Origin of the sequence: Burkholderia diffusa, from assembly GCF_001718315.1 — a bacterium.
Classification (GTDB): domain Bacteria; phylum Pseudomonadota; class Gammaproteobacteria; order Burkholderiales; family Burkholderiaceae; genus Burkholderia; species Burkholderia diffusa_B.
In genome coordinates, this window is record NZ_CP013362.1 from 184718 (window position 1) to 201969 (window position 17252).

15 protein-coding genes are annotated in these 17252 nt (G+C 66.4%); 9 read left to right on the forward strand and 6 right to left on the reverse strand.

Annotated elements, in window-relative coordinates; translation table 11 throughout:
- Nucleotides 1-28: 28 nt before the first annotated feature.
- Together WI26_RS00780 and WI26_RS00785 are read left to right on the forward strand one after the other, a co-directional pair.
- On the forward strand, nucleotides 29-2539 hold the full coding sequence (locus WI26_RS00780) for a tetratricopeptide repeat protein (RefSeq protein ID WP_069224997.1): 2511 nt from the start codon (nucleotides 29-31) through the stop codon (nucleotides 2537-2539).
- A 64-nt stretch (nucleotides 2540-2603) separates the two neighbouring features.
- Nucleotides 2604-5093, forward strand: coding sequence for a tetratricopeptide repeat protein (locus WI26_RS00785; RefSeq protein WP_069224998.1), 2490 nt, complete (start codon nucleotides 2604-2606; stop codon nucleotides 5091-5093).
- A 150-nt stretch (nucleotides 5094-5243) separates the two neighbouring features.
- On the opposite strand, the gene WI26_RS00790 is transcribed toward WI26_RS00785, so the two are convergent.
- From WI26_RS00790 to WI26_RS00800, 3 genes are all read right to left on the reverse strand, one after another.
- A complete protein-coding gene (locus WI26_RS00790) occupies nucleotides 5244-5543 on the reverse strand; it encodes a flagellar protein FliT (protein WP_059539835.1) in 300 nt (99 codons plus the stop codon).
- Nucleotides 5544-5583: 40 nt separating this feature from the next.
- Complete coding sequence (fliD, locus tag WI26_RS00795) at nucleotides 5584-7014, reverse strand: flagellar filament capping protein FliD (protein ID WP_069224999.1); 1431 nt, start codon at nucleotides 7012-7014, stop codon at nucleotides 5584-5586.
- 184 nt (nucleotides 7015-7198) lie between these two features.
- A complete protein-coding gene (locus tag WI26_RS00800) occupies nucleotides 7199-8017 on the reverse strand; it encodes a flagellin domain-containing protein (RefSeq protein WP_069225000.1) in 819 nt (272 codons plus the stop codon).
- Nucleotides 8018-8564: 547 nt separating this feature from the next.
- Between WI26_RS00800 and rpsU the strand changes: the two genes are divergently transcribed.
- Nucleotides 8565-8777, forward strand: coding sequence for a 30S ribosomal protein S21 (gene rpsU, locus WI26_RS00805; RefSeq protein ID WP_006401410.1), 213 nt, complete (start codon nucleotides 8565-8567; stop codon nucleotides 8775-8777).
- A gap of 331 nt (nucleotides 8778-9108) precedes the next feature.
- Here rpsU and WI26_RS00810 read toward each other — a convergent pair whose 3' ends face one another.
- Entirely contained in the window at nucleotides 9109-9714 is a 606-nt protein-coding gene (locus WI26_RS00810; RefSeq protein WP_069225001.1) for a DNA-3-methyladenine glycosylase I, read from the reverse strand.
- 141 nt (nucleotides 9715-9855) lie between these two features.
- Between WI26_RS00810 and WI26_RS00815 the strand changes: the two genes are divergently transcribed.
- Both WI26_RS00815 and WI26_RS00820 read left to right on the forward strand, forming a co-directional pair.
- Entirely contained in the window at nucleotides 9856-10737 is an 882-nt protein-coding gene (locus WI26_RS00815; RefSeq protein WP_069225002.1) for a BadF/BadG/BcrA/BcrD ATPase family protein, read from the forward strand.
- A 386-nt stretch (nucleotides 10738-11123) separates the two neighbouring features.
- A complete protein-coding gene (locus WI26_RS00820; protein WP_059465073.1) occupies nucleotides 11124-11957 on the forward strand; it encodes a Cof-type HAD-IIB family hydrolase in 834 nt (277 codons plus the stop codon).
- Nucleotides 11958-12061: 104 nt separating this feature from the next.
- Here WI26_RS00820 and aqpZ read toward each other — a convergent pair whose 3' ends face one another.
- Entirely contained in the window at nucleotides 12062-12802 is a 741-nt protein-coding gene (gene aqpZ / locus WI26_RS00825) for an aquaporin Z (RefSeq protein ID WP_069225003.1), read from the reverse strand.
- 297 nt (nucleotides 12803-13099) lie between these two features.
- Between aqpZ and WI26_RS00830 the strand changes: the two genes are divergently transcribed.
- A complete protein-coding gene (locus tag WI26_RS00830) occupies nucleotides 13100-13396 on the forward strand; it encodes an H-NS histone family protein (protein WP_059452621.1) in 297 nt (98 codons plus the stop codon).
- Between the two features lie 110 nt (nucleotides 13397-13506).
- Here the strand turns inward: WI26_RS00830 and WI26_RS00835 are convergent, their stop codons facing one another.
- Nucleotides 13507-14571 carry a glycosyltransferase family 4 protein gene (locus WI26_RS00835; protein WP_069225004.1) on the reverse strand — a complete coding sequence of 355 codons (1065 nt, stop codon included), beginning with the start codon at nucleotides 14569-14571 and terminating at the stop codon, nucleotides 13507-13509.
- Nucleotides 14572-15235: 664 nt separating this feature from the next.
- Between WI26_RS00835 and flhD the strand changes: the two genes are divergently transcribed.
- The 3 genes from flhD to motA all read left to right on the forward strand — a co-directional run bounded on the left by flhD (nucleotide 15236) and on the right by motA (nucleotide 17245).
- Nucleotides 15236-15556, forward strand: coding sequence for a flagellar transcriptional regulator FlhD (gene flhD / locus WI26_RS00840; protein ID WP_014895554.1), 321 nt, complete (start codon nucleotides 15236-15238; stop codon nucleotides 15554-15556).
- Between the two features lie 94 nt (nucleotides 15557-15650).
- A complete protein-coding gene (gene flhC, locus WI26_RS00845) occupies nucleotides 15651-16205 on the forward strand; it encodes a flagellar transcriptional regulator FlhC (protein WP_059452623.1) in 555 nt (184 codons plus the stop codon).
- Between the two features lie 179 nt (nucleotides 16206-16384).
- Nucleotides 16385-17245, forward strand: coding sequence for a flagellar motor stator protein MotA (gene motA, locus WI26_RS00850; protein ID WP_059452624.1), 861 nt, complete (start codon nucleotides 16385-16387; stop codon nucleotides 17243-17245).
- Nucleotides 17246-17252: the final 7 nt, after the last annotated feature.

The following is a 17252-nucleotide window of genomic DNA, read 5'->3' on the forward strand; positions in this document are numbered from 1 at the left end:
CGCAACGACGCAACGACGCAACGACGACATGCAACAGACCACGGACATTCTCGGCGCCGCACTGGCGCATCACCAGGCGGGCCGGCTGGGCGACGCGAAGGCGGGCTACGAGCAGCTGCTCGCGCGCGAGCCCGCGCATCCGGATGCGCTGCATTTCCTCGGACTGCTGACCTGTCAGGCAGGGCAGCCGGAGGAAGGGATCGCGCTGATGCGCCGCTCGATCGACGCATATCCGAGCGCGATCTATCACAACAACCTGGGCAACGCGCTGCGCGAGCGCGGCCGGCTCGACGACGCGATCGCGCAGTACCGCGAAGCGGTGCGGCGGCAGCCGGACTACGCGGAAGCGCACAACAACCTCGGCGATGCGCTGCGCGAGGCGCGGCAACCGGATGCGTCGATGCAGCACTGCGCGCAGGCGATCGCGCTGCGGCCGGACTATGCGCAGGCGTACAACAACCTGGGCAACGCGCTGAAGGACCTTGGGCAGTCGGATGCGGCGGTGCTCGCATACAGCAAGGCGATCGAACACGATCCGCGCTACGCGGATGCATACAACAATCTCGGCAACGTGCTGACGGCGCAGCGCAAGTTCGACGCGGCGGTCGACAGCTATCGCGCGGCCGCCGCGCTGGCCCCGGCCAACCCGATCGCGCACCGCAATCTCGGCGCGGCACTGCTCGCGCGCGGCGACCTCGACGAGGCGATCGCGACCTTGCGCCGTCTCGTCGAACTGGCGCCTGCCGACGCGCAGGCGCGTGTCGATCTCGGCACCGCATTGCGTGACGCAGGGCAGGCCGACGCGGCGATCGCACAGTTCGAGTGCGCCGCGCAACTGTCGCCGTTGCGCGCCGACGCGCACGCGGGCCTCGCGGAGGTGCTGTACCGCCGGCGGCAGACGGCGCGTGCGGCCGAGTGCATGACGCGCGCGCTCGAGCTGGCGCCCGATCACGGTCCCGCCTATCGCATGCTCGGCGACATGTATCACGACCTGGGCAAGTACGACGCATCCGTCATGTGCTACCGGGCCGCGGCCGAACTCGATGCGAACGACGCCGACGCGCATCATCGCTGCGCGATGGTGCTGCTCAAGCAAAACCGTGCCGACGACGCGCTGCATCATGCGCGCGCGGCGCTCGCATTGAACGACCGCGCGGCGCCCGCGCACATGACGCTCGGCGACGTGCTCGGCATGCTCGGCGATGTGGATGGCGAACTCGCGCATTACCGTCGCGCGGTCGAGCTCGATGTGACGAACGCGGTCCTGCACGACCGGCTGATCTTCGCGCTTGCCACGCATCCGTCGATCGACCAGGAAGAGACGCGACGGGCCGCGCGGCATTTCGGCGAATACGTCGAAGCCGATGCGCGGCCGCTCGCGCAGGTCGACACCCGCTTGCGCCCGTCGGGCGGGCGGCTGCGCATCGGCTGGGTGTCGGGCGACCTGGTGACGCATCCGGTCGGCATTTTCCTCGAAGGCGTGCTGGCGCATCTCGATCGACACCGGCTCGAACTGATCGCCTATCCGACCTCGGCGGCGGAAGACGACACGACCGCGCGCCTGAAGCCGTACTTCGACGCATGGCATCCGCTTCTCGACCTGTCGGACGAGCAGGCGGCGCAGCGGATCCGCGCGGACGGCATCGACGTCCTCGTCGACCTGTCGGGCCACACGGCGCAAAACCGGCTTGGCGTGTTCGCATGGAAGCCCGCGCCGGTGCAGGTCACGTGGATCGGCTTCTTCGCGTCGACGGGGCTGCACGCGATCGACTACGTGCTGGGCGACCGGCACGTGCTGCCGCCGGCCGAGGAAGCGCATTTCGTCGAGCGGCCGTGGCGGCTGCCCGACAGCTATCTGTGCTTCACGCCGCCGCATCCGGCACTCGACGTCGGTCCGTTGCCGCATCGCGAGAACGGTGTGATGACGTTCGGCTATTTCGGCAAGCTCGGGAAGATGAACGATGCGGTCGTGCGCGTGTGGTCGCGGGTGCTGGCCGCGGTGCCGGGCGCCCGGCTGTTCCTGAAGGCGGGCGAGCTCGACGGCGCGCACGCGGTGCGCCGGACGGTCGAGCGCTTCGCCCGCAACGGGATCGACGCGAGCCGGCTGGTGATGGAAGGCCGGTCGCCGCGCACCGATTACCTGACGGCCTATCGCCGCGTCGACATGATGCTGAGCCCGTTCCCATACCCGGGCGGCACGACGACGGCCGAATCGCTGTGGATGGGCGTGCCCGTGCTCGGGATGAAGGGAGAGCGGTTCGTCACGCACATCTGCGAGAGCGTGCTGCAGACGGTCGGCCTGGCCGAATGGATCGCGCGGGACGAAGACGACTACGTCGCGAAGGCGGTGGCCGCCGCGGCCGATCCGCAGCAGCTCGACGCGCTGCGGCAGGCCTTGCGTGCGCGCCTGCTCGCGTCGCCGCTGTGCGACGCGCCGCGCTTCGCGAAACATCTCGAGGAAGCGTTTTACGGAATGTGGATGGACAGGACAAACGCCGGCGCCGACGAACGAGCCGCCGCGGGCGACGAACGGAATTGAGCCGCCCGGCAGGGCGGCGCGCGAACGACGAAACGACGCAACGACGCAACGACGCAACGACGACATGCAACAGACCACGGACATTCTCGGCGCCGCACTGGCGCATCACCAGGCAGGCCGGCTGGGCGACGCGAAGGCGGGCTACGAGCAGCTGCTCGCGCGCGAGCCCGCGCATCCGGACGCGCTGCATTTCCTCGGACTGCTGACCTGTCAGGCAGGGCAGCCGGAGGAAGGGATCGCGCTGATGCGCCGCTCGATCGACGCATATCCGAGTGCGATCTATCACAACAACCTGGGCAACGCGCTGCGCGAGCGCGGCCGGCTCGACGACGCGATCGCGCAGTACTGCGAAGCGGTGCGGCGGCAGCCGGACTACGCGGAAGCGCACAACAACCTGGGCGATGCGCTGCGCGAGGCGCGGCAGCCGGATGCGTCGATGCAGCACTGCGCGCAGGCAATCGCGCTGCGGCCGGACTATGCGCAGGCGTACAACAACCTGGGCAACGCGCTGAAGGACCTCGGGCAGTCGGATGCGGCGGTGCTTGCATACGGCAAGGCGATCGAACACGATCCGCGCTACGCGGATGCATACAACAATCTCGGCAACGTGCTGACGACGCAGCGCAAGTTCGACGCGGCGGTCGACAGCTATCGCGCGGCCGTCGCGCTGAATCCGGGCCGGGCGATCGTGCACGGCAATCTTGGCACCGCGCTGCTCGCGCGCGGCGACCTCGACGAATCCATCGCGACGCTGCGCCAGGCAGTCGAACTCGATCCGCTGGATCCGCAGGTCCACAACTGTCTGGGCAGCGCGCTGCGTGAAGCGGGCCGGAACGACGAAGCGATCGTGCATTTCGAACGGGTGATCGAGCTGTCCGGCGGCGACGTCGACGCCCACCTCAACCTGAGCCGGGCGCTGAAGAGCCAGAACCGGATCGAGGAGTCAGTCGAGGCCGGCAAGCGCGCCATCGAGCTGGATCCGCGCCGGGCGGAGGGCTATGTGAACCTGGCCCACGCGTATTACTGGCTGGACCGTGTCGACGACGCGATCGTGCAGTACCGGCACGCGCTCGAATTCGATCCGGATTCGGCGGACATTCACCAGAACCTGTCGATCGCGCTGTGCCAGGCGCGGCGCGTTCATGAGGCGCTGGAGAGCGCGCATGCCGCCGTGGCACTCGAACCCGGCACCGCGCGCCGGCATGCGCATCTCGCGGACGTGCTGCGCAAGACCGGCGACGTCGACGCGGCGATCAAGTGCTATCGCCGCGCGCTGGAGTGCGATTCCGACAATCCGGGCACCTACACGTCGCTGCTGTTCTGCCTCGCGGGCCAGACCGCTTTCGATCCCGATGCGTACCTGGCGGATGCGCGCGGGTTCGGCGCGCGCATGTCGATGCACGCGCAGCCGTGGCGGCACCAGCCGGCGCCGCTGAACGGGCGCAGGTTGCGCGTCGGCTTCGTGTCGGGCGATTTCCGGCGGCACCCGGTCGGCATCTTTCTCGAAAGCGTCGTCGCGCATCTCGATCGGTCGCGGCTCGAACTGGTCGCGTTCACGACGTTCGACACCGAGGACGACTACACCGCGCGGCTGAAGCCGCATTTCGACGGCTGGCATCGCATCACGGATCTCGGGACGGAGCAGACGGCCCGGCGCATTCACGAAGAGCGGATCGACGTGCTCGTCGATCTGGCCGGGCATACGGCGCACAACCGGCTGCCTGCGTTTGCGTGGAAGCCGGCGCCGATCCAGGTGAGCTGGCTTGGCTTTTTCGCGTCGACCGGCATCGCGGAAATGGACTATTTCCTCGGCGATGCACACGTGCTGCCGGCCACCGAGGAAGCGCACTTCGTCGAGCGGCCGTGGCGCCTGCCGGACAGCTACCTGTGTTTCACGCCGCCGCCGTACGACGTGCAGGTCGGCCCGCTGCCGATGCTGCGCAACGGGCACATCACGTTCGGTTGCTTCGGCAAGCTCGTGAAGGTGACCGACGACGTGGTGCGCGTCTGGTCGCGCCTGCTGCATGCCGTGCCGGGCGCGAAGCTGCTGCTCAAGGCGTACGAGCTCGCGGTCGAAGACATCTGCGATGCAACGCGCGCGCGCTTCGCGGCGCACGGCATCGACGCCGACCGGCTGATCCTCGAGCAGGGCTCTTCGCGCGACGCGTACTTCGCTGCGTACAACCGCGCGGACGTGATGCTGAGCCCGTTCCCATACCCGGGCGGCACGACGACGGCCGAGTCGCTGTGGATGGGCGTGCCGGTGCTCGGGATGAAGGGGGAGCGGTTCGTCACGCACATCTGCGAAAGCCTGCTGCATGCGGCCGGTCTCGGCGACTGGATCGCAAGCGACGAAGCGGACTATATCGCGAAGGCCGTCGCGTTCTCGCGCGATCGCGGCGAGCTCGCGGCGATGCGCGCCGGATTGCGCCAGCAGATGCAGCGTTCGCCGCTCGGCGACGCGAAGCGGTTCGCCCGCCACCTCGAGGACGCGTTTCACGGCATGTGGGACGCGTGGCTCGCCGGCACCGCGGGCGACGCGCCGGCGCGGTAACGGCGGCGGCCGGCCGCGCGCCGTGTCGCCGGGCATCGCGGTGCGGTGCGGACATCCCCCAAAAAAAAGAAGCCGCATCGCTGCGGCTCTTCGAGGAGAGCGCCCTCGCGGGCGTCGTTGTTGTTCTCGTTCGTTCGGCGTCGGTGCGGGTCAGCCGAGCATTCCGGTCGACTGATAACGCGATGCCGCGTCGATGCGCTGCAGCGCCAGCCGCTGATTCGTCATCAGCCGTTCGCGGCCGGCCGTCGCCTGATCGGTGATGATCGCGTCGAGTCGCTGGATTTCGCGGATGATCGCGAGCGCATCCGGCGTCTGGTCCGCGTCGAGCGACATCAGCAGTGGGGCGCGTTCGTTCACGAGCGCGGCGGCTTGCTCCCATGCGTCGTGCGAGACGGCGTCCGCGAGCGCGTGCGTGAGCGCCAGCGCGTGTGTCAGCGAAGTATGTTCCATGGCGAGATGTCCTCGTGGGCGGTGGCCGGGCGCCGGGCCGTCACTTGTTGGTGGCGAGCGTGCCGGCGCTGTTCGACCCGCCGAACAGCTGCGTCAGGTACTGCTGGTTGTTCTGCATCTGCGTCATCAGCGTGTTGAGCGCGGTGAACTGCGCGTTGTACTGGGCGGTGAGCGCGGTCTGGTAGTTCTGCAACTGCGTCGCCTGGTCCTGCAGGTTCGACAGGTCCTTGTTCAGCGAGGCCGTGCGCTGGTCGATCAGGCCGCCCGTCTGCGAGTACGAATTCGCGAAGTTGTTCAGCGCGACCCCGACGCCGTTCGTCGAGTTGAAGATCGCGGAGACGGCCGAGCCGTTGGTCGTGAGTGCGGTCTGCAGCTTCGTGCTGTCGACCGTCAGCGTGCCGTCGGTATTCAGGTTGATGCCGATCGACGACAGGCTGTAGGTCTTGCCGCCCGTCGTGACGCCGCCGCTCAGCGCGGTCGCGAGGCCGTTCGTGATCGAGTTCAGCATTGCGTCGCCGAGCAGCGGGCCGGCCGTCGAACCCGAGGACGTGGTCGTGTACGACGACAGGCTCGATGCTGTCGTGACGAAGCTCGAGTACGCCTTCGCGAAATTGTTGATCGCCGTCGTGATGCCGGTCGTGTCCTGCGCGATCGTGAGCGTCTGCGTCGTGTTGACCGCGGCTGCCGTCAGGTTCAGCGTGACGCCGGTCAGCGCGTTGGAGATCTGGTTCGTCGCGCTCGTCACGGTGCTGCCGGCGATCGTGATGTTCGCGTCCGCGGCGGGCGTCACCGTGTTGTAGGTCGACTGGGTCGAGTCGAGCTTGCTGTTCAGGCCGGCGCCGGCGGTGATCGACACCGTGTTCGCCGCACCCGTGTTGTTCGACGAGAGCACCAGGTGCTGGCCGTCGGACGCATTGATCACCGTGGCCGTCACGCCCGGGTTGTTCGACGCCTTGTTGATGTTCGCGGCGATCGTCGCGAGCGTATCGGTCGACGAGACCGACACCTGCATCGAGCCGGTGCCGACGCCGACGGTCAGCGTGCCGCTGCCGATGGTATCGGCCGACGTGATCGCCGGCGACGAAATGGAGTTGGCGGTCGCGATGGCATTGACTTTCACCGCATACGTGCCGGCCGCCGCGCCGCTCGCGGTGGTGGCGGTGAGGCCGGAGCCGCTGGCCGTCGCGGTCAGCGCCGACAGCGCCGTGCCGTCGGTGAGGCCCTTCAGTGCGGTCTGCAGCGCCGCGAGCTGCGACTTGATCTGCCCGATCGCGGACAGTTCGGTGTTGTCGGAAGTCTGCTTGTTCGTGAGCGCGGTCGATTGCGCGGCGGTCTTCGCGGTGACGAGCGCGGAGACGAGCGAATTGACGTCGAGCGACGACTTCGTCGAGCCGCTGATGATGGACTGCGCAGCCTGCTGGAGCGCGGTGTTCAGGTCACTGGAGGACGTGGTGGTGGTCGTCGAGGTCATTCGGGGGCTCCGGTCCGCGTCGCCGGACAGGTTCGGGCGAATCGCGCGTCGGTGTCGAACAAGCGCGCAACGGGAGGTGAACCTCCCGGGGGCGCGATGAAAAGGCGCGGGCGCCGGACCCAGGTCGCGGCGCCCGTGCCGGCGGACGGCGCGTCGCGAGACGCGCGCCGCCGGCCGTTGGGTATTAACCCAGGAGCTTCAGGACCTGCTGCGGCAGCGAGTTCGCCTGTGCCAGCACCGAGATGCCTGCTTGCTGCAGCACTTGGGCCTTGCTCAGGTTCGCCGTTTCCGTCGCGAAGTCCGCGTCGGTGATCTGCGAACGGGCTGCCGACATGTTGGTCGACTGCGTCTGCGTGTTCGTGATGGCCGACTGGAACGTGTTCTGCGTTGCGCCGAGCGTTGCCTGGAACGTGTTGACCTTCGTCAGCACGGCGTCGATCGAGCCCATCGCGGCTTGCGAATCGGTGACGCTCGAAACCGTCAGCGCGGAGAGGCCGAGGTTTGCCGAGTCCCAGCTCTGCGAGCCGAAGTTTGCTGCGATCGTCTGGCCGCTGACCGCGCCGATCTGGAAGCTGACCGTGCCCAGGCCTTGCAGGACGGACTGGCCGTTGAACGTCGTTTGCGTTGCGACGCGCGAGATTTCCGTCAGACGGGTCGAGACTTCCGACTGCAGGTTTGCACGTGCGTTGGAGTCGAGCGAGCCGTCGCCTGCTTCAACTGCCAGCTGGCGGATACGCTGCAGGTTGTCGACGATCGACTGGAGCGCGCCGGCCGTCGTCTGGACCATCGAGATGCCGTTGTTCGCGTTCGACACGCCCTGGTTCAGCGCGTTGATCGCGGCCGTCTGGGTCGTTGCGATTGCGAGGCCCGCTGCGTCGTCCGCTGCGCTGTTCACTCGCTTGCCCGAGGACAGGCGGTTGATCGCTTGCGACAGCGCGTTTTGCGAGCCCGACAGATTCGTCTGCGTCGACAGCGAAAGGATGTTGGTGTTGATGTTCAGCATTTGCTTCCTCGTTTTGGAAAATGCCTGAGTACAGACAGGATCAGGTTCGTTTTCGGCGTTGCGCTTTATCGCGAGTGGCGCTGCCCGCCTTTCCTGGTTGACGGCGGCACCCGGCGAAAACTTTAGAGGGATGTGTGAGGAAAATCGGGACGGAAGCATGCCGCTGCCGTGAAGTCCGCGTCCGGCATGGCTGGCAGCGATTTCGGCCGGCGTGCGCGACGGTCTCATTCGACGGTGTGGGCGGCCGCGCCGCGCGGGGCGGCGAACTGGAAGCGACAAAAGGATGGTTTTGTCTGTGATTTCCTGATATGATGGCGGGCTGAATTGAGATTTTCTGTCAAGCCTGTGCCGTCTCGGCACTCTTGCTGGCAGTCAAACGCGGCGCTGCACGCGGCTTGTGAAGCGTACTCGCGGTGCTTTGTGCCTCTCTTTTCCGGCCTCCGAGGCCGTATTTCCGCTCGTTTCGCCTGTTGTGGGGACGCCCGGATGGCCGGTGCGTGGCGCTTGGCCGCTACGTTTTTGACCGTTTAAGCAATTTAGGAACGACATGACGACGATTCTTCTGAAAGAAAACGAGCCGTTCGAAGTGGCGATTCGCCGCTTTCGCCGTGCTATCGAAAAAAATGGCCTGATCGCTGAACTGCGCGAACGCCAGTCCTACGAAAAGCCGACCGCAGTCCGCAAGCGCAAGAAGGCAGCAGCCGTCAAGCGCCTGCACAAGCGCCTGCGCAGCCAGATGCTGCCGAAGAAGCTCCACTAAGAGCATCTACGGTTTGCCGCGAAACGGCGGAGCGTGCTTCGAAAGAAGCCGCTCCGCCGTTTTGCTTTTCGGGGCCGGAAAAAGGGCATCGATCTCGGGATTAAACTCCTGCGGGGCGGCCGCCCGACGGCGACGCGGCGTGCTCGATGGATTGCCGGCGGCTTCGCTTCGGGCCGCCGCCGGGTGCGTTCCGGAGTCGTCATCGCGACGCCCGGCGTCAGCGTGACGGGATCGGCATCTGCGTGAAGAAGTGCGGCGCGCGCGTGCGGGGCCATGCAGGATGCGACGACGTACCGATGCATCCAATTGGGCTGGGCGGGCTTCGCCGCCGTCACCCTGCCTTGCGGGCCCGTGCCGGCTGCTGCTTGGCGCCGAGCGCCGCGCATTTGGCGTGGCACGGGCAGCCCGTCTCGTGGTCGTTGACCATCCCGGTTGCCTGCATCAGCGCGTAGCAGATGGTCGAGCCGACGAACTTGCAGCCGTATTCCTTCAGCGCCTTGCTGAGCGCATCCGACTGGGCGGTCGATGCGGGCGCGTCGCGATACGACTGCCATGCGTTCTGCACCGGCCTGTGGTCGACGAACGACCACAGGAATTGCGCGAGCGACCCGTGGTCGTCGCGAATGCGCTGCACGGCCCGCGCATTGGTGACCGCGGATTCCACCTTCGCGCGATTGCGCACGATGCCGGGATTTTCGAGCAGTTTCTCGATGCGCTTCGGCGTGAAGCGCGCGACCGCGTCGACATCGAATTCGGCGAACGCCTCACGATAGCCGGCGCGCTTGTTCAGGATCGTCGACCAGGACAGCCCCGCCTGCGCGCCTTCCAGAATCAGCATTTCGAACAGGTGACGATCGTCATGCGACGGTATGCCCCACTCGGTATCGTGATAGTGAGCATCCGCTTCCGTCTTTACCCAGTTGCACCGCTGCGACATCGTCAGCCTCGTTCCAGTGTCGATTCGATCGTGCCAGCATAGCGGAAGGCCCATTCACGGCATAGCCGGCCGAACGGCAGATGGGCGCGCGGCGCCGATCCGGTTAAGCTTGGCGCCTGTTCGAATCAGCAGGATCAACGCATGACGGCACTACTTTTCGCGATCGGCATCGACGGCGGCGGCACCGGCACCCGCGCGGTACTGGCCGACCGGCACGGCCGCGAACTCGCGCAGGGGCGCGGCGGCCCGTCGGGGCTCGGCCTCGGCATCGAGCGCGCGTGGGCATCGATCGGCGCGGCTTGTGCCGACGCCTTCGCGCGGGCGGGGCTCGCGTTCGACTGGTCGCAATGTGCGCTCGGTTGCGGGCTCGCGGGCGTCAACAATGCCGCGTGGCTCGCCGCGTTCCGTGCGCAGGCGCCGCTCGACGCGCTCGCGATCGAGAGCGACGCATATACGACCGTCGTCGGCGCGCACGGCGGCGCGCCGGGGCTCATCGTCGCGCTCGGCACGGGCAGCATCACGGCGGCGCTCGACGCCGCGGGCGACTGCCGCATCGCGGGCGGCTTCGGTTTTCCGTCCGGCGACGAGGCGAGCGGCGCGTGGCTCGGCATGCGCGCGCTCGCATACGCGCAGCAGGCGCTCGACGGCCGGGTGCCGCGCGACGCGTTCGCCGGCGCGCTGCTCGCGGAAACGGGCGCGCACGATCGCGACGCCCTCGTCCAGTGGTCGTGCGATGCGAACCAGACGATCTACGCGCGCCTCGCGCCGATCGTGTTCGCGCACCGCGACCACCCTCGCGCGGCGGCGCTGATCGCGCAGGCCGGCGACGAGATCGGCAAGATGATCGACGCGCTCGATCCGCAGCAGGCGCTGCCGGTCGCGCTGTGCGGCGGGCTCGCCGACGCGTTGGCGCCGGCCGTGCCGGCGCGCCATGCGGCGCGGCTGCGCGCGCCGCTCGACGATTCCGCGCACGGTGCGTTGCGGCTCGCGCTGCGGGCGTTGAAGGTGGCTGAAGCGGGGTGAGAGGGGCGCGTGGGGCGGGGCGTGCGATGAGTAGGCCGAGCAGGCCGGGCGGGCCGATCGGGCAAAGCGACGGGCGGGCACGTTGAGCGGGCAAGCTGGACGGAGCGGACTGAGCGGACTGAGCAAACGGAGCAAACGGAGCAAACGGAGCAAACGGAGCAAACGGAGCAAACGGAGCAAACGGAGCGAACTGAGCGAACTGAGCGAACTGAGCGAACAGCCTGCCCCGACCGAACCAGCGACGCCCCGAACGCCCGAACGCCCGAACGGCCGAACGGCCGAACGGCCTGAAACCCGCCCCCCATTTCCCGACCACCCGGCGTGCCCCCGGGCACGACGTTAAAATGGCGGTTCCGCAGCGTCCTGCGTGTCATTCACCCATCCCCATGTACAAAGTCATCGCCACCGATCTCGACGGCACCCTGCTGAACAGCGACCACCAGCTCGATCCGTACACGATCGAGACCGTCCGCCGGCTCGATCGCGACGGCTTGCGGTTCGTGATCGCGACGGGGCGTCACTACGCGGACGTCGCCGGCATCCGCGATGTGCTGGGCATCCGGCCGTACCTGATCACGTCGAACGGTGCGCGCGTGCATGCGCCGGACGACACGGCGATCCACGCGCAGGACATCGATCCCGCAATCGTGCGCGGCCTCGTGCAGCCGGAGGTGACGGGCACGCACGGGCGGGTGATCGTCAACCTGTTCACCGATCGCGGCTGGCTGATCGATCGCGACGCGCCCCACCTGCTCGAATTCCACCAGGATTCGGGATTCCGGTACGACGTGATCGACATGTCCGCGCACGACGGCGCCGATATCGCGAAGGTGCTGTACATCGGCGAGCCGGCCGACCTGGCGGTGGTCGCCGAGCAAATGCGCGTGCGGTTCGGCGATGCGCTGTACGTCACGTACTCGCTGCCCGACTGTCTCGAAGTGATGACCGCCAACGTGTCGAAGGGCCGTGCGCTGCGTGCGGTGCTCGCCCGACTCGGCGTCGATGCCGGCCACTGCATCGCGTTCGGCGACAACATGAACGACATCGACCTGCTCGAAACGGCCGGTCACGCGTTCATGATGAACAACGCCAACCCCGACCTGATCGCGCGCTTGCCGCACATCCCGCGGATCGGCAACAACTTCGACGCGGGCGTCGCCCGCCACCTGCGCACGTTGTTCGCGCTCGAGGACACCCTCGACGGCGTCGCCGCTTCCTGATCGGCCATGAAAAACGGGCGCCAGCGGCGCCCGTCCAAATTACCTGCCTCGATGTTGTTCGACAGCGTGAGGCTCGCTGCTCTGCTCGCGCGACCCCGTAGTGTTTATTCGCTGGTGCGAGCGGATGCGGGCAGCAGGGCGACAGCATCGTCGCGCCCCGCGATCAGCGGGTAGACGATCCCTGCGATGGCTGCACCGATGATCGGCGCAACCCAGAACAACCACAACTGACCGATCGCGTCGCCGCCCACGAACAGCGCGGGGCCGGTCGAGCGGGCCGGGTTCACCGACGTGTTGGTGACCGGGATCGAGATCAGGTGAATCAACGTCAGGCACAGACCGATCGCGATCGGCGCGAAGCCGGCCGGCGCGCGCTTGTCGGTGGCGCCGAGAATCACGAACAGGAAGAAGCCCGTCATCACGACTTCGCAGATGAACGCCGCGCCGAGCGAGTAATGGCCGGGCGAGCGTTCGCCGAAGCCGTTCGTCGCAAAGCCGCTGCCGACGAGGTCGAAGCCGGGCTTGCCGGTCGCGATCAGGTACAGCACGAATGCACCCAGCGTGGCGCCGACCACCTGCGCAACGATGTACGGCGCGAGATCGCGCGCCGGGAAGCGGCCGGCGACCGTCAGGCCGACGCTCACCGCCGGATTCAGGTGGCAGCCCGAAATATGGCCGATCGCGAATGCCATCGTCAGCACGGTCAGGCCGAAGGCAAGTGCCACGCCGGCAAAGCCGATGCCGAGGCCCGGAAAGGCGGCGGCCAGCACGGCGCTTCCGCACCCGCCGAGCACCAGCCAGAACGTGCCGAATACCTCTGCAGCCAGACGCTGAGAAAGATTCATGTGAGGACCTCGTTCAAGTGGGTTGACGACAACCGGACGACGGGATGATTTATTCCGACGCCCCGAATTGGTCTGGATTATAGGAAATGAATCGGGTTCTGGAGGTCAACGATTGTTAAATTTGAATGGCTTGCCAATGGCTTTTATTAGAATAAGTCCGCATTCTCGATATCGGCGAATCGGTTAAAGATGGCAGCATTAATTTCGAAGAGCAGGGCGGCAGTACGATGACGTAACGGATGTTGGTGTTCCGGCCGGACTCGCCGGAGCCGCATCATGGAAAAGGGGAGTCGAAAAATGTCTCAATACGCGAAACTCAAGGCGCAGATCGCCGAGTTGCAGGCCCAGGCGGATGACGTGCGTCGCCAGGAAGTGGCGGCGGTGATTGCCGATGTCCAGCGAATGATTGCCGAATATGGCCTGACGGCCGAAGACCTGGGCTTCGCGGAGCGAGCGCGGCGCGGCCGTCCGCCGAAAAAGGCGCCGCTGCCCCCGAAATACCGCGACCCGAAGTCGGGCGCAACCTGGAGCGGGCGCGGCAAGCCGCCGAATTGGATCGTCGGGAAAAACCGCGATCGTTTCCTGATCGAATGACCGCGCAAAAAGAAAGAGCCGCATCGACGATGCGGCTCTTTCGCGTCTTCGGGATTTTCACGCCGATTTCGGCGCAAATTTTGCCCGATATTTCCTGACGAATTTCAGCGTCACGCGCCCGCGACCTGACGCAAGACCGGCCGTTTTGCCGCCGTGCAAAGCGATTCGTAAGTTTCGACGTAACGCCGCGCCATCGCTTTCGAGCTGAAGCGCGTATCGAAACGTGCGCGGATCGCGTCGCGCGACAGGCTGTCGATTCGGTGCAGCGCACCGACGGCGCCTTGCACGTCCTCGACGATGAAGCCGGTCACGCCGTCCTCGATCACTTCGGGCACCGAGCCGCGGTTGAACGCGACGACCGGCGTGCCGCAGGCCATCGCCTCGATCATCACCAGGCCGAACGGCTCCGGCCAGTCGATCGGGAACAGCAGCGCCTTCGCACCGGACAGAAACGCCGGCTTCTGCGCCTCGTTGATCTCGCCGATGAATTCGACGTGGGCCTCGCCGAGCAGCGGTTCGATCACTTCCTTGAAGTAGTCGGCGTCGGCCTTGTCGACCTTGGCGGCGATCTTCAGCGGCAGCCCGCTTTGCGCGGCGATCCGGATCGCGGTGTCGACCCGCTTTTCAGGACAGATCCGGCCGAGGAACGCGAGGTATTCGGGCTTCACGTCCGGTTGCGGCGTGAGCAGCGTGTCGGGCAGCCCGTGATACACGGTGCCGGCCCACGCGGCCTGCGGCAGCGGCTTGCGCTGGTTGTTCGAGATCGACACCACCGGCGCGTCCGGGAATGCGTCGAAAACCGGCTGCAGCTCCGGCAGGTCGAGGCGGCCGTGCAGCGTCGTCACGTAAGGCGTATCGAGGCGCGACATCAGCGAGAAGGGCAGGTAATCGAGGTGGAAGTGCAGCACGTCGAATTCGTGCGCGACACGGGCGACCTGCTCGATCAGGCGCATATGGGGCGCCATCGAGTCGCGGATCGACGGGTCGAGCCGCAATGCGCGCGGCCATGCCGCCTCGAGACGGGCGGACGTGACGGAGTCGCCGCTCGCGAACAGCGTCACGTCGTGGCCGAGCTCGACGAGCGCTTCGGTGAGGTAGGACACGACACGCTCGGTGCCGCCATAGAGTTTCGGCGGGACAGCTTCGTAAAGCGGCGCGATCTGGGCAATACGCATGGGCGTTCTCCAGTGTCGACCAGCGAGGCGCTCGAGTGCGCATGCTGGTCCGATGCAGGGTTGCGGAACTCGCCGACGCACGCGCTGTGCGGTACGTGGCCCGGTCCGGGGCGCGGTGCGCGGGGAGGCCGGACGGCAAGCTGCGGGGCGGGCCGGCGCGGCTCCCGCCGCCGCCCATTGGAGTCCATTATCGATATCGCCTTCGGGGGTTCGAGTGTTTTTTCAAACACTTAAGGCTTGTTACACCATGAAATACGCGAAAACCCCGATAAAAGGGGTGCGGAAACACAAAGCGATATGGCAACGAGAATTGTTGCGCTATCGTGAAAAACCACTATAATTTTTACCGATTCATTTTCCGGCAGCCTTGCCGGAAGGCCATCAGCCGGATTCTTCCCATGCGGGATCGCATCGCCGACGAATTCGCGCATCTCTCGCCAGCCGTTTGTTCCCTTTCAATTCGCCTTGTCGGAAAAATTCCTACACGGTTTACAGACAAATCCTGCGCGGCATACGCCACTTCGCTGATACCGGCATAAATGCCGTTTAGCCAAAATTCGCCCTGTAAGACTATAAACGTGCCGACGGTGCGCCCAACGCGGCCTGCTCGAGCAAACGTTTTCATAACATGAAAGGCCAAAGCAAAGTTCTTAACGGGGGAATCATGAGCGCCACCAGCGAAATGCTCAGTGAGATCAAAGAGGTCAACCTGTCGTACCTCCTCCTCGCGCAGCGCCTGCTGCGGGAAGACAAAGCGATGGGCATGTTCCGCATGGGCGTGTCCCAGGAACTGGCCGACGTGCTCGCGAACCTCACGCTCGCCCAGACCGTGAAGCTCGCCGCATCGAACCAGATGTTGTGCCGCTTCCGCTTCGACGATCACGCGTTGCTGTCGTCGCTCGCCGACAAGGGGCGCAGCGACGTCGTCACGCACGCGCATTCGGCCATCCTGATGGCCGGCCAGCCGGTCGAAAGCGTCCGCTGATCCTTCCCCGCCTTGCATTCGTCCCGGCGCGCCGCGCCGGCAGGCGGCGTATTGGCCACTCATCCGAACAACGTCAAGCGGACGGTTATTCACCATGGCAAGCAAAAGCGTCGTGATCGAGGTGAAGGAAATCACCCTCGCCATCGAACTGATCGAACTGGGCGCCCGGCTTCAGCTGCTGGAGGCGGAGACGAGCCTGTCGCGCGATCGCCTGATCAAGCTGTACAAGGAGCTGAAGGGTGCGTCGCCGCCAAAGGGGATGCTGCCGTTCTCGACCGACTGGTTCATGACGTGGCAGCCGAACATCCACTCGTCGCTGTTCTACAACATCTACCGGTTCATGCAGGACCACGGCCGCTGCGAGCCGATCCAGTCGATCGTGAAGGCGTACCGGCTCTACCTGGAGCACGTGAACCTGTCCGGCGACGAGGCCGCGCTGAGCCTCACGCGCGCGTGGACGCTGGTGCGCTTCTTCGACTCGGGGATGCTGCAGATGACCCCGTGCACGCGCTGCGGCGGCCACTTCGTCGCGCATGCGCATGATCCGCATCAAGGATTCGTGTGCGGCCTGTGCCAGCCGCCGTCGCGCGCAGGCAAGACCCGCAAGGCCGCCGCCGCGCGCGCCGAGTTGTCCGCCGCCGCGGCCTGAGCGCCGCCGGGCGGGGCGCGAGCGGACGCCGGACGGTTGCCGCTCGCCGCGCGAACCGGCCGGCGCTTGCTGGTAAACACCGCCGCGCCGCCGCGGCGCGGCCGCGAAAGTTTTCCTGCCGACTGCCGTAAACCTGATTAACGGCGGTCTCTCCGCCGGTCATTCGTGAGGGACAGGCAGTGCTGATTATCGTGGGAACACTCGTGACGCTGTTGTCCGTCTTCGGCGGTTACGCGCTGGCAGGCGGGCATCTGGGCGCATTGATCCAGCCGGTCGAGATCCTGATGATCGCGGGCGCGGGCGTCGGCGCGTTCATCCTCGGCAACGGCATGAAGACCATCAAGGGGACGCTGCGCGTGCTGCCGACGCTCTTCAAGGGCTCGAAGTACACGAAGGACGTCTATATGGAACTGATGGCGCTCCTGTACGTGCTGCTCGCGAAGGCGCGCAAGGAAGGCACGCTGACGCTCGAGGCCGACATCGACGATCCGGACAAGAGCCCGATCTTCACGCAATACCCGAAGATCCTCGCCGATCGCCACATCGTCGAATTCCTGACCGACTACCTGCGCCTGATGGTGGGCGGCAACATGAACGCGTTCGAGATCGAGAGCCTGATGGACGAGGAGATCGAGACCCACCACGCGGAAGGCGAGGGCCCGGCGCATGCGTTGATGCGCGTCGGCGACGCGATGCCGGCGTTCGGGATCGTCGCGGCCGTGATGGGCGTCGTGCATACGATGGCATCTGCCGACAAGCCGCCCGCGGTGCTCGGCGCGATGATCGCGCAGGCGCTGGTCGGCACGTTCCTCGGGATCCTGCTGTCGTACGGGCTGATCGGGCCGCTCGCGAGCCTCGCGGAGCAGCGCGTGGCCGAGTCGACCAAGATGTTCCAGTGCATCAAGGTGACGATCCTCGCGAGCCTGAACGGCTATGCGCCGGCGATCGCGGTGGAGTTCGGCCGCAAGGTGCTGTTCTCGACCGAGCGGCCGTCGTTTACCGAGCTCGAAGAGCACGTGCGCCGCGTGAAGGCGAAGTGACGCGGAG